General features: G+C 58.4%; 12 protein-coding genes and 1 pseudogene. 5 read left to right on the top strand and 8 right to left on the bottom strand.

What is annotated here, in order from left to right:
• The first annotated feature begins 377 nt into the window (after positions 1–377).
• Genes BQ7114_RS07750 through BQ7114_RS07740 form a run of 3 tightly spaced genes read left to right on the top strand, consistent with a single transcriptional unit; the run spans position 378 to position 3107 of the window.
• Positions 378–794: a plasmid mobilization relaxosome protein MobC gene (locus BQ7114_RS07750; protein ID WP_072344060.1), complete on the top strand. Its 417-nt coding sequence runs from the start codon at positions 378–380 to the stop codon at positions 792–794.
• Positions 791–2698 (top strand): relaxase/mobilization nuclease domain-containing protein, encoded by a 1908-nt coding sequence (locus BQ7114_RS07745; RefSeq protein ID WP_072344057.1) that lies wholly within the window; start codon positions 791–793, stop codon positions 2696–2698. Before BQ7114_RS07750 ends, BQ7114_RS07745 begins: the two co-directional genes overlap by 4 nt.
• Positions 2699–2723: 25 nt before the next feature.
• Positions 2724–3107, top strand: a complete 384-nt coding sequence (locus BQ7114_RS07740) for a DUF4913 domain-containing protein (RefSeq protein ID WP_072344054.1) — start codon at positions 2724–2726, stop codon at positions 3105–3107.
• A 47-nt stretch (positions 3108–3154) separates the two neighbouring features.
• Here BQ7114_RS07740 and BQ7114_RS07735 read toward each other — a convergent pair whose 3' ends face one another.
• Genes BQ7114_RS07735 through BQ7114_RS07700 form a run of 8 tightly spaced genes read right to left on the bottom strand, consistent with a single transcriptional unit; the run spans position 3155 to position 11804 of the window.
• Positions 3155–4216 (bottom strand): hypothetical protein, encoded by a 1062-nt coding sequence (locus BQ7114_RS07735; RefSeq protein ID WP_072344051.1) that lies wholly within the window; start codon positions 4214–4216, stop codon positions 3155–3157.
• Between the two features lie 15 nt (positions 4217–4231).
• Positions 4232–5896, bottom strand: a complete 1665-nt coding sequence (locus tag BQ7114_RS07730) for a type IV secretory system conjugative DNA transfer family protein (protein ID WP_230206007.1) — start codon at positions 5894–5896, stop codon at positions 4232–4234.
• Positions 5897–5940: 44 nt separating this feature from the next.
• The gene (locus BQ7114_RS07725) at positions 5941–7416 is read right to left on the bottom strand and encodes an ATP/GTP-binding protein (protein ID WP_143236832.1); all 1476 of its coding nucleotides are present in this window, start codon (positions 7414–7416) and stop codon (positions 5941–5943) included.
• A gap of 2 nt (positions 7417–7418) precedes the next feature.
• Complete coding sequence (locus tag BQ7114_RS07720; protein ID WP_072344046.1) at positions 7419–8900, bottom strand: SCO6880 family protein; 1482 nt, start codon at positions 8898–8900, stop codon at positions 7419–7421.
• Positions 8897–10162: a collagen-like triple helix repeat-containing protein gene (locus tag BQ7114_RS07715; RefSeq protein WP_072344043.1), complete on the bottom strand. Its 1266-nt coding sequence runs from the start codon at positions 10160–10162 to the stop codon at positions 8897–8899. Before BQ7114_RS07715 ends, BQ7114_RS07720 begins: the two co-directional genes overlap by 4 nt.
• A complete protein-coding gene (locus tag BQ7114_RS07710) occupies positions 10163–10924 on the bottom strand; it encodes a DUF8175 domain-containg protein (protein ID WP_072344040.1) in 762 nt (253 codons plus the stop codon).
• Complete coding sequence (locus tag BQ7114_RS07705; RefSeq protein ID WP_072344037.1) at positions 10924–11238, bottom strand: hypothetical protein; 315 nt, start codon at positions 11236–11238, stop codon at positions 10924–10926. Before BQ7114_RS07705 ends, BQ7114_RS07710 begins: the two co-directional genes overlap by 1 nt.
• Entirely contained in the window at positions 11238–11804 is a 567-nt protein-coding gene (locus tag BQ7114_RS07700) for a DUF6668 family protein (protein WP_072344034.1), read from the bottom strand. Before BQ7114_RS07700 ends, BQ7114_RS07705 begins: the two co-directional genes overlap by 1 nt.
• Positions 11805–11864: 60 nt before the next feature.
• Here BQ7114_RS07700 and BQ7114_RS07695 point away from each other — a divergent pair, with 60 nt between their 5' ends.
• Positions 11865–12752, top strand: a complete 888-nt coding sequence (locus tag BQ7114_RS07695; RefSeq protein WP_072344031.1) for a hypothetical protein — start codon at positions 11865–11867, stop codon at positions 12750–12752.
• Positions 12719–13008 (top strand): annotated as a pseudogene (locus tag BQ7114_RS07690) (P-loop NTPase); the annotation flags it as partial. The gene BQ7114_RS07695 and the pseudogene BQ7114_RS07690, both read left to right, overlap by 34 nt.

Here is a 13008-nt window from a genome sequence, read left to right as displayed (position 1 = left end):
CCCACGCAAGCGCGGGTGCGAACTATCAGCAACGCTCTTGACTCAAGGCGCAGCAGCGCGCCTTCACGCTACGACATTGAAACGCAGACACGGCCGCGCTACTTACCATCGCTTCCCCGCGTGTTGCGCGACTCGCCCGCGTGCGCAACACGGCAGCGGTCAAGCCACATCCATGTAGCTTGCAACCCACGCCAACCAAACGCACAAGGTGCGTCCACCTCGCGCCCTAGCGCACACAACAGTGTGCGCGGACGCCTGGGTAGCAAGCTATATGTTATTGGTACCAATAACACGCTTGCAGGTAGACACGAGGTTCTACCTGGGGCACACTAGAGGTGTGATCCCTTCGGGTCGCTACGCTGAGGAGACTGAGACTGATGAGTGAGTCGGACAAGGCCGATAGGCAGCGCGTTGCACCGCGCGATGTTCGTCGCGCTCCCCGATCGATTAACGGCCTTCAACGTTCGTCGTTGCGTGTTCACTTAACAAGTGATGAGCGGGCACTGCTTGAAGCTAAGGCGAACAATCAAGGCTGGTCACTCTCACGCACTCTCGTACACGCCGCATTGCATCCAGCTTCGGCACAAGAAATTGATACCGACAATCTTGCTGAGGTTATTACCGACTTGCGAGATTACCGTCGCAAGCTCACCGGCTTGGCTAACAACCTCAACCAACTCACTCGCTACGCTCACGCGAAACAGGAACTGCCTAAACATATTAATGATGTGCTAGGCCAAGTCGAGCGTAGCGTTGATGAGATCAACTACTTACTTGCGAGTGTGCGCCGATGATGCCCAACATTGTTGATGGCGGCGACACTGGCGGCCTCATGCGTTACCTGGTTGGCCCTGGACGCGCTAACGAACACACCGAGCCACACCTGGTAGCTGGATCAAGCACCATCATGAACCGGTGGGGCGACTGGTCGGAGTTGTCCATCGCTCAAGCAAGCGAGATAGCGAACTACCTCGACTCATTCATGCACGAGACCGAATGCTTCCCGCGCGGGCCTATCCGCAAGTTTGATCCTGAGATGGGTAAGACGCGCGTAGTCGATTACGGGCCGAACCACGTGTGGCACTGTTCTTTGTCCCTCTCCCCCGATGAGGGGCCATTGTCTGAGGACAAGTGGGCGGCAATCGCGCGCGACTTCATGGACGAGATGGAGTTCACCGCCGCGTCGGGCAAGTCTGAGTGCCGGTGGGTTGCCATCCATCACGGCACGTCTAAGAACGGTGGGGACCACATTCACATTGCCGCGAACATTATTCGCGAAGACGGCACCAGGTGGAACTTCTGGAACGATCAACCGCGTAGCCAGCGCGCGTGCAACACGCTTGAACACAAATACGAGCTGCGCATTGTCGAGTCGCGCGAACACGCGCGCAGCTCCAAGTGCGACAGTGCTAAAGCGCTCAACGCAGCAGCGCGAGCAGGTAAACAAGTTACCGACCGGGCCGCGCTCGAGTCACGCTTGCGCGCAGCATCCAAGGCCGCTACTAGCGAGGTGGACTTCATCGCCCGCGCGCGTAGCCTGGGCGTTAGGTTGCGTCCGCGCTTTGCTAAGGGACGCACCGATGTGGTGGTGGGCTACTCGGCCGCGCTACACACTAAGCCGGGCGTAAAGACGCAATGGTATGCGGGCGGATCAATCGCGCGTGACCTCACGCTGAGTGCGCTTCGTGATCGTTGGCCCGACACTATCGAGTCCGCCACTGACGCGGTTGCCGCGTGGCAAGACGCTTGGAAGGGTATGCCCCTAGCAGGCGGCCGCCGCTCATACACGAGGGAGGAATGGCTTGGGCACAAGCGCGGCTTGGAAATCTTCCGCGACGAACTAGCCAAGGTTGATCCAACTGACCGACTGGCTCTTGCTAACGCCACTAATGACGTGGCTGGGCTACTCGCGGCCGCCGCGCAACAACCAGACTTAAGCGATGAGATGCGAGGCGCGTTGGACTACTGCGCGCGCCAAGTGGGGCGTAGCGCTCAACTAAAACAGCGACCCGTGCAACACGGTGGGACAAGCCCGTGGGTTGTCCTTGGAGCACAACTACTAAGCACTGCTATTACTCCAAAGAATAGTGAAGTGTCCTACGCGCTTGCGCTAGTGGCAACAATGGAGCTAGTAAAAGCGTTGGCCGACTTGTACGTGCAAGCCCAACAGGCCAACACTGCGGCCGCAATGTTGCGAGACACGCGCGGCGTGTACGAGCGCGTGCGCATGGAAGCACCGCACCTACAAGCCTTCACACAGTTGCAAGCCGAGCCGGTGCCATTGCAACAAGACACACTCCCGGAAATCAAGACCGAGCCGGAGCCGGTCCTTTCACCCGAGCAGATCATTGAGCCAGTAGCAGCTCAAGCCAATGTAGGTGAACATAGTCACGAGGCAGAGAATGAACGTATCCGCCAGCACAGGCCCTGGCTTGCCACTCCCCAAGGCTTTACCAAACCAACAGAGCACGGCGACACCCCTGATGGTAATAGCCATCGTGACTACATCGCTGAAATGTACCAAACCTTGACCGCGAATGACGACACTGCCAACAGTGACGAAACGCCGAAACATAAGCGGCCGCCGCTACCTGGTATTGGAGAGGTCCCGCAGATGAAGAAGGTAGACCATCCAACGCGGCACCCAAACATGCCAACTTGGCAGCCACCCGAACGGGGGCGTGGCCGCTCCCGCTAGTGCGCGCACACCCCACGTAGTAGGTATGAGCGAAGAAGCAGATACCCCAGACTTGTACTACCCCACCTTGGATGTGTTCGTGCGTAATTTTCTTGTGCGCATCTACGAACGCGCCCTGCCAAAAGGGCGGATGACGTGGTGCCCGCAATGGTGGAAACACGCCGAAGCGGTCTACCGCTTGCAAGCCTTATGGCTTGCATGGGAGTACATGCGTGTACACGACGGGCCGTTAGCATCTGCACAGTGGCTGGTGAACTACGCTGATCCAATCATGGCGGTACTACTAGACAACGATGGCCCCTTCAAGGGCTGCAGCGTCGAGGGCGGTCACCGTGACCTGCGTCCTCACCCTGATGGGGAATTGCCTTGCGAGCCAGCCGATCCTAAAGCTATCGCTCCACGCGAATAAAACATTAGCGGCCGACACTACCTAGTGTCGGCCGCCTTCATCTCGTGCTACATGTGGCGGGTTTGCACGCGCGCCGCCTTCTTACTGGGCACGCGGGCGCGCGTAGTGTTTGTCTTGCTGGTCTTGCGCGTGGCCGTCCTAGCGGGCCGATGTAGTCCCTTGTCGGCCGTCATCGCTGCGCGCACCGCCTGCGGGTCCGCTCCTTGATCCAGCAAGGACTGGGCGTGTGCCTGGCGGGCCTGCATCGTGTCCCACGCCGCCTCAGCGCCTCGTCCGGCGTGCTTGGCCTCGCTCATCTCCTTAACCGCTTCTCCTTCTTCAGCCTCGCTAGGATCGCCCACCTCTAGCTCCTGCCTCGCCTGGCGCCCTTCCCGGCCTTCAATGCGCGCCTCGTGCTGAGCGTGAGCGGCCATGCCCGCGGCTTGGGCTTGCATTTGCTCAGCTGCTTTAATGTCGGGGTAAATATCGCGCACTCGCTGCGCGATGTGAGCGTCCCCGTCTAGCCAGTGGGATAAATCTTCTTGCCAAAGATTATTTAGCCAATCTGGGGCCGTGGCCTTCTGCTCTTGTACGTAGTCCAAGATAGCTTCGGCCCGATCCTGGCCCACCATCTGGTACTCCCCGTCCTGATAGGCCCGGTATAACACTTCTTGCACAGCCGGTTTCAACTCGGCTGCGTCCTCGCCGTCGAGCACGGGAGCGTCCTGCAAAGCCTCCTCCACGCTGGGAATATCACTAACGCTTGCCAGTGGGGCGTGAACATCGATGCCCCACCGCTCTTTAGCCTCCCTCTCACACCTGCGGGCTGCTAACTCGGCCTGGGGGTCAATATCGCTAAACCTGCGAGCCACACCGTAAACGTAGGCCGCGTCATCTTGGACAGCACTGTTCCACCACTTATCGTCAAGCGCTAGAGCATATACCTTTTGCGCTAACAAACGCTCATCCTCAATCGCCCTTCGCAACGCGCGTTCATGCTGGACTGAGGACTGTTCGGCCTTGCGCAAGGCTTGGTGTCGGCGCATAGCCATGAACCGTCCCACCGACATAGCTACTCGCCATGCGCGCACCATTTCCGCATTGGTCTCATTCATCACTTGATCTGCCATGACAATCTTCCTTAACTACTTAACCGGCTCATAATCTGACTGCTCCCAAAACGGGATCAGCCGCACCAAAGTGGCTACCGCGCCCGAAGCGAACACCCACGCCCGCCCTTGCGGTAGTGCCTGCAAGTCCGACACCGTGGCAATGGGCCTTTGCTGGGATGCCTTAGATGTTGAATACGACCGGCCCTGGCTTGAGTTTGAAATTTGGGTAGAGTCCACCCAATGCATGCCAATCAGCTCTGATAGGTTGCGCAAAAACTCTGGCTCTGACACGCCGCCGCCATAAACCTTCAAATTCGCAGCAGACCAAAGGGCCTTCATGCCCTTCTCGCCCCACACGCGCTCCCCTTGACTCCATGACTGCAGCACCGTGTCTACACAAAGCCCGCGAGAACCAAAATGGGAATACTGCGAGGGTAGTTCGTTCCACCTACACACATTCGCCGCCTCGTCCAACTCGATCAGCATGGGGGTAGCCAACCTACCGCCCGGCTGGGTAGTGGCGTAGGCTGTGGCTGCTTCAACCACAGCCACGGTAAGCGGTGTAACGATCTGGGTTGCACTCCCGCGCCCTTCTTGCGATAAGCAATACAAGCTCTGGCGTGTTTTCACAAACTCGCCTGGGTGAAACTCGCGCATACCCTTGACGGGGGTGACCCACCGCATGAGGCGAGTGTTGTTCAAAAAGTGCATGATTCGCACTGCGCCGCCATAAACACTGCCGCGCGTTTCAGCGGGCATACCCATAAACCCTTCTAGGCTCGTGGCGGCCTTGAGCAGGTCATCTTGCACATCTTCCTCATCGCACTCGCCAGCCATGCTGCGCAACAAAAGAACCGGCTCATCATTGGTCTGGTCAGACAGCCAAGTATGCAAAGCTGTGATCGGTCTACCTGCCTTAGCGGCGGCTAAAAGCATCGGGGCGATCAGTTGGCAAGCCCACTGATCCCACATGTCGTTACCGTCCTTATTCGACACGTCCTCAGCAGATAAAAACATGTCCGCTAACGCGCCTGCCTGCACATAGTCAGTCACGTAAGACAGTGGGTTCCACCACCACGATTGTTCTTCACCAGCTAGCCCTTGAGGGTCAAACACCCACGCTTGTTCACCCGTGGTCTGCTCTCGGCGTGCGCGTGTCTCATCTACTATGTCGCGTTTGTTGGACGTGGCTACAACCGCGCCTGGAGCTGCGAAAATACGGGGCACCACCCAAGAGGTGGTCTTGCCTGTACGCGGGCCTGCAATGGTGATACACACGTCCTCAAACGAGGACATTACCGGCACGTCACCAGCCACCGTGCGGCCCACCGGAAACCCGACCGCACCCTCAACGCCTAAACGCTGCGCTTTAGCGGCCACAGCCCGCTGCGTGATCGGCTCAATATCCTTGCCCCTTCCAGCCCATTTCGCGGCCTCATCACCGCGCCTAGAGCGCTTAGAGCGGCGCGGCAATGCCACCACCAAAGCAGTGAGGGCAAGGACTACTAGGCCGACACCTACCCCGCCAATCCACCAATACACCTCACCGGTTGGGTCAAGCCGGTCAGTAAACAACTCGATCATGAGACTAAACGGGTTCCATGAAAGACCATCTACCCCGCGCACTAGCGCCCAGGCGTGTGCGCCAAGAGTGATAAGTAGGCTGGCCGCGGCCACAATGGCGATAAAGACCGCCATTAAAACAGTGGACGGCTCCCAGGTTGATACATCATCGCGCGTGCTCATCTTCTTTTGTTCCACCTTTGGTTCGTATCCGACAAGGCCGCCTCCCCCGCTACGAAACGCACCTGGAACGGCGTGCCTGGAGCGTTGGAAGTTTTCAGCATGAACTTGCCCATACCAAGGGGCGGGGCATCCCTACCGGTAGTCGGGTCATACGTGCCAGGCGCGTTCCATGAGGTGAGCATCGACTTTTCCTTATCGGTCAAAGCAAAAACGCCCTCCAATAGCTCCATCTCACGGGCGGGAAGGCCACCCAAAAACAGCATTTTCGACCGCTCTACAAACCCCAAGGCTTTCAGCCGGTCCGCAGGCGAAGCCAACGCGTTAAAATCGGCCATCGAGTGCGTGACCATAAGCTGACCCACACCAACCGTTCGGTTAAGACGAGTAAGGGAGTCAATACGCTCAACCAGGCCCGATGAGGCGCGCAGGATACGCCACAGCTCATCCATGACAATCTTGTAACGCCGACGCGGGGCAACGCCCGCGTCAGCCAGTGTCTGCGCGATCTCCACGGTTGCAAACCCGTAAGACCAAGTAGCAAGCAGTAGCGCGGCTTGCAGGTCCTCTGAGGCTTCCTTAAACGCCGACACGTCAAATGCGACCGAGCGGTCCATCATCATCGGCGTGGTGGTCTCCACCGCGAACAGACCGCCAAAACGGCCCGACAACAAAGCCATTAGGGACGCTTCCAGACTCTCTGTAACCGCCCTGTAGTGGTTAATATCGCCGCGATCCAGTGCGGCTGCGCGTAGCTCATCTGGAGCGGCGCGCACCACTTCTAACAAATCAGCCAGAACTACTGGCCGATCATAGGTCTCCAAAATACGGATAGCCTCATCCACAATCGTCTCCTCCCTATCTGAAGGGGGCGTGCGGCGAATAATGTGGATCAGGGAGCACACCATGTCTTTCTTACGCTCATGGGCTGCGGCCAAGAGCTTGTCGCGATCGTCTAGCTTGCCTGCCGCTTCCAACAACTCCGCAGCCTCACTAACGTTTCCAGCATCGAGTGGGTTAATACCCGCACCACCATGCTCAATACTGATTACCTGGCCTCCAAGAGCTTCAATCAAAGCCACATAGTCTGGCTTAATATCGCCCAGCACCATCGTGTGTACCCCGAATCCGGCCGAGGCGGTAATCATGCGCCTAACCAGCGATGACTTACCTAACCCATTCAAGCCGAGCACCATTGCCGAAGGGGCACTAATCAGCCCGCGCTCAAACCACGAGATTTCGTCGGCGCAAACCGCTCCCCCACCGTGCAAGGCACGGCCAAGGGGCGCTCCTACTAAAGCCGTGTTCGATCCCACGATGAAGGGGAACATGCCGCACACTTGCTTAGAAGTGGCGCGCCAAGGCTGGATCACCGGGTGATTAGCTACCGTGCCAGAACCAGGCTTGCCCCTACTGCCAGCAGTGGTAGGCGCGCCTGTGAAAAGGGCTGATACCAGGTCAGTTACAAAAGCCACGCCTACCAGCCTCCAGACAATGCCTGCGAAGCGGGGCGAAGCCCAAGGGGCAAACCGAGGGCGAACGCGCTATCTTGCGCGCCATAAGCCGGGCGTACCAAAAGGCGTGAAGAAGCGGCCAGTGCCTGGACCGCGCTAGAAGTATCATCTAGCTCATCGGCGCTAGTTGTGGCGCTAATAATCAGCGCGAAATCTAACAAGCCCGCGCCCGATGCTTCCTCATCGGCTACCTGTTGGGCTGCGCGCAACTCCCGGCGCGCAGTTGCGGTCGGCCGGGGCGTGTTCTCCACCCTTGCGGCCGCGCGGTTCACATCCGCATCCGCAGCCGCTGGAGCCTTCGCCGCGTCCAAAGGCCGGTAAACAATCGTTACGCGCTTGCGTTGCACGTCCCGAGACGGCTCCAAAATCTTGCGTAGCACGCCAGATTGGACGTATCCGCGCGCGGGCCGCGACATTACCCAAGTGCGTGAAAGACCAGAATCATGCCGGTAATGATCCCACTCGGCCACCGCCCTAATCGGTCCGGCATCCTCCCACGTCAAAGCCACTTCCTCACCAGCATTAGCTGCCTGCTCAAACAAGGCCTCACTAGCCGGGTCGTAAGCCACGCGCGTGAGCTGACACACCTCACGCGCGGTTAAAAGATGCACTCCCCCCGCACCCGTGCCCATAAGCGTTTGGGTAAGACCGGGCAAGTCCGAAGAAATACGTGAAACAACTTGCGCGCGCTTCTTAGCCGAAGTGCCCATCTTAGACGGGTCAAACGTGATCGTAATCCACGCGCGCACCCTCGCCGCGCCCTGCCCATAGTCATCCACGACTCGATTGAGGATTTGGCGGGCTACCAGTGGGGCCTGGTCGCTCATGCGCGCACCTACCTCGCGGCGTAGCCTATCCCCACTATCAGGAATCGTCTCCACACACACGCTGGCCTGTGCCACGCCCATTTGGCCGCCTAAGTCGCCAAGCCACATGCCCCACAATGCCACCTGGTGATCCACCGTGTCCTGGTCGGTCAGACCGCCTCCCTCTGGCGAGACAGACATGACCACACTAAGGGTGCCATCACCGTGCTCAACCAGCCCGTAGGGACGCTCGTAAGAGTCCTTGTGTTCGCTAAGACGCGAAGCGCTTAACATTCCTGGCAAGTGGCACTTACCTTGCGTTGGATCAACCGCAAGGCCGCCAGAAGCGTGAATGTTTGACTTCCTGCGCGCAGCTCGTCGAAACCGCATCTTTTGCCCAATCCTTTCTAAAACTGATACGCCGTGCACGTCGCGAGTAATCGCGAGTAGCACCGCGCCTGACCACAACACGGCAACAAGCGCGGCTATCATCACGCCTTTAGACATGGCCAGCACCGAAACCACGGCTAGGCCAAGCAAAACAATCAAGGACTCACCAAAACCGAGCTTGCCAAAACCTGCCCGGCGTGGAACCCGCCAGTTACCGTAGGTGCGGACCTTTACCGCCTCATCACTCACCGCTGAGCCTCCTGCCCGCCACTAGGCCCGCCTGGCGAGCCGCCCGTATCTGTTGCTTCACTAGCACCAGATGGGGCAGATGTGGACGCGGACCCGTCCGCGCCCGAAGCGCCATCTTGACCACTAGCTCCAGACGGGCCTGCAGCCCCATCCGTGCCAGAAGCGCCGTCTTGACCGTTAGAGCCACTAGCTCCTGCCGGGCCAGACGCTCCAGGCGAACTAGAATCACCACCGCCGCTAGAACCTCCAGCCACTGCGCTATTAGCCGCCCCGTGGGCGGTTTGGGCTGCGCCAAGGGCCGCGCCTGCCGCTGCGGTAGTACCACCACTAGCGGCCGCTCCCGCGCCCCTGGCGACCGTCATCGCGCCAGTAGCCAGAACCGCGCCCGCACCCGCTCCAGCACCAGAACCACCACTACTTAGCGCTTCGGTGGCTGGCACCATGAACGTAATGAGTGCGGGCAACGACAGCACCGCCAAAATCAGCATGATTACCCCGGTAATGAACCGAGTTAGCTCATCGCCATCGGCAATGGACCACGAATCTCCCTGCACCAGTTTGATCGCCACCGCGTAAATGATTGACGCGGCCGGTTTGAACATTAAGAACGCGAAAAACCAGGCGATGATCTTGCCTAGCCACGCCCTACCCCACTTGGTAGAAAACGTGGCGGCCGCCAACGGCATGATCCCAACCAGCAAAATCAGCATCGATGAGCGGATAAACATAAGGCCAACCTGGATCATGTTTGCCAACAGTGCGCCCAGACCGCCCACGATCAAAACCGTTAGCCCTAGCCCGCCGGTAACACCAGTAACGTTTAGAATCTTGCCGCCAAACTGGCCTGCATCACCTTCGACAGCCAAGCCAATAACCCACGTGGAGAACTCATCCGAAGCCTCCACCAAAAGCTGGCCCGCACCAACAGAGACGCTTGACACCAAAGCTAGCGCTAACAAGCCTTGCAAAACGTTCATCGCCCCCTCCCCGCGCTTAGAAAAGGACAAGTGAATACCAGCCACCACAAACGAGCCGATAGCTAAAGCCAGTACGAGAAGGCGAGTGGTGGAATGGATGAAACCAACCGCAGAATCGGCTCCATCCAAGCTAGGCGTGTCAATACCTACCCACACCGTGCCCACCTTCAACAAAGTGGCCGACACATCTTGAATGATGTTGAACGCCCACTGGGCAATAATGTTCTCAGTCGCCTCAGACACGGCCTCATTAATGTTGCAAGACAGCTCCCAAAAATGACACATTTACGCGCCCCACTCCACGAACCCTTCTAAAGGCAACGAATCAATAACCCGCTCACCCCAAGAATCAGTAGATGGAGCCTCTACCTTCCAATCCCCGTCCTGCCAAACCAGCACCACCGGGAACCCCGCAATCTTGTCAGGGAAGGCCACATGAGAAACAGCTAGAACCACCATCGCGTTATCTGGCCCGCGATCTTCGTACTTAAACCCGCGAATCGTCAAAGCCGATCCCGTCTCACCTTGCCATTCAGCCTTAATCTGAGACTCCAACCGATCCCGGTTAGGCCCCTTGGCCATAAGCGCAGGAACCACCTCGTCCAGCTGTTCTTTCGATGAAAACCAAGTGAGGAAGTTGGCAGCCGCAAGAATCGCGCCAGAGGGGTTGTGCGCAAAACAGTGCGAAACTCCCTCCCTCACGCCCGGGCCGTACCCGTCAATACTTGGCACCTGAATACGAGTGCCCACCTCCACAGGCACAGACGGCAAAGCTTGAGTTGGAATCACCTGGTCGCGAGCTACAAGACCACAAACAGAATCAGACTCAGCCTGACCCGCGTTGCCGGTTGGAGCGGCATTGGCCGCGTCCCCGTTTGTCTGTGTGGTAGTTGAGACCTCCACAGGCTTATCGCCACCGGCATTACCCGTGTCCTCGCGGGTAAACAATAAGAACGCCAGCCCCAAAATAAGGGCCACCACGAGTAAGGCAGAGATAATAAACCCTGGGCGAACCAGGCTGGTAGCAGCCTTTTCTTCCGTAGCCATTACAGCAAGGCTTTCGCTAGAGCCGCAGCCGCAGCGATCACGACCGCGCCCATAATCACAAAGCCAATACGGCGCACATTCTCATTACCCATGCCCCGCTCATTAGAGACCGCCAGCATGATGCCGCCAATAATGAAGCCCACAATCACCGTTGCCCCGGCGATCCACATCAGCCAGTTCAACACCGTCTGCACCTTAACCTCCACGCCAGGGGGAGCCACAGGCACCGGGTTCAACTCCAGACCGGTCAAGCCAGCTACCAAGCGTGCCTTACCCGCAGTAATCAGGGCAGCGCCCTTAGAAAAAACAGTCATTAAACTTCCTTTCCAATCAAAGACAAATCCTTCAAAACCTTGCGAACCTCACGCGAGGTGGGAGCCTCCCACGCCAGCTGCGCGCGCCAAGCAGTCTGGAACGAAACCAGCCACACGCGCGGGAACGCTCCCTCTACTCGCCTGCGCAGCTCCACCAGCTCTTTAACTGGCCTGCCCGGCGCGTCCGCAGACAGCACCAAGCCCGCCAACTCAACTTGCTCTACCTGGCCAGAAGCCCACTGGATAGCCGCCGCTTGCGCGGCGCGAAGCCCCACATAACTATTTCGGGCCACCACGATCGCGCGAGTAAACCCGCTCGGATCAGGCCAAGACACGCCCGCATCGCCCGCACCAAGAAGCCTCGCCCACGACGTGGCCCCAGCCCCACCATGAGCGGCCACCACCCAAAGCGGACAATCCTGACCCTTAGCAGAAACAATCGGCAACCCGCCCGTCATAGACACTTGCGCGCCCGGCTTCCACACGCGCACCCGCTCAGGCCTAGCCATTACCGGCGCTTGCTCAGGCGCAACAGGCGCGTTAGCCCACGGATTAACTTCACTCATGTGCGCTCCCTTCTACGTACTACGTAGAACGTGCGCACACAAGAAAAATAAGGACACGAAATGACCGCCTGGCCACCAATCACCATCACCCAAAACACTGACGGCACCGTCACCATCACCAGCGCGGGCATCACCCAAGCCCAACTACCACCAGCGCCAAACGTCCACAAGCAAGCCATGAACATAGCCGGTGCCATCGCCAAACACTACGGGCGAACCCTACCCGTAACCGCCACAGGCCCAGACGGCACCTACCACATGAGCATCCACCCAAACGGAGACATAGACACCCACCAAACCCCGCCACCAGACACCGCGCCAAGCACCAAGACTGGCAATGCCAGCAATGACGGCAATGACGGCAATGACGGCAACGCCATAGTTGCCAGCAACCACAACCACACCAGCGAAGCCAGCAACACCAGCAACCTTGAACAGGACGCGCTAGACCAAACCCAACACCTACCCCAAACCCTGCACAAACAAGCCAGCCTTCCACCCCAAGCGCCCGTACAACCGGAACTCTTAGAAGAAGCAGATAGCCAGGAGCCTCAAGACACAAGCGAAGAACCGCCAGCAGAAGAAGTAGAGGAAGAAGTAGAACCTGCAGCGCAAAGCGCAGACGAAGGTAAAAACCAGCCAAGACAACACAAACGATTAAAACTCATTTTGCCTATCCTCATCATCCTCATCGCACTAGCGGCCGTATTGAGCGTGCGCGGGCTACAAGCAGATGGCGAAAAACCAACCGAGCCAACCACGGAAGCTACAACCCAGGCGACCACGCAGACAACGACGCAAGCCACGACGGAAGCTACGACCGAGGCGACAACTAAAGAAACAGAACAACCCACCCAAGCCGAGCCCGAACCAGAACCCGCACCCGCGCCACAGCCCGCACCCGCGCCAGCGCCAGCCCCGGCTCCCTCACTCGCGTCATTGCGGTGACCTCAGGTAAGGGCGGAGTTGGAAAATCTTCCGTAACGGCAAACCTCGCAACTGCGATGGCAAAGCAAGGTTTGAAGGTCGGCGTGGTTGACGCCGACATTTACGGTTTTTCAATTCCTCGCATGATGGGCGTTGAACACGAACCGCAGGTTATTGACGGCATGATCATTCCGCCTATCGCTAACGATGTTAAGGTCATGTCGATCGGCATGTTTGTGCCGGATGGGCAGGCGGTTGTGTGGCGCGGCCCCATGTT

Origin of the sequence: Actinomyces urinae, assembly GCF_900119695.1 — a bacterium.
Lineage (GTDB): Bacteria > Actinomycetota > Actinomycetes > Actinomycetales > Actinomycetaceae > Gleimia > Gleimia urinae.
This window is presented reverse-complemented; position numbering and strand designations above follow the sequence as displayed.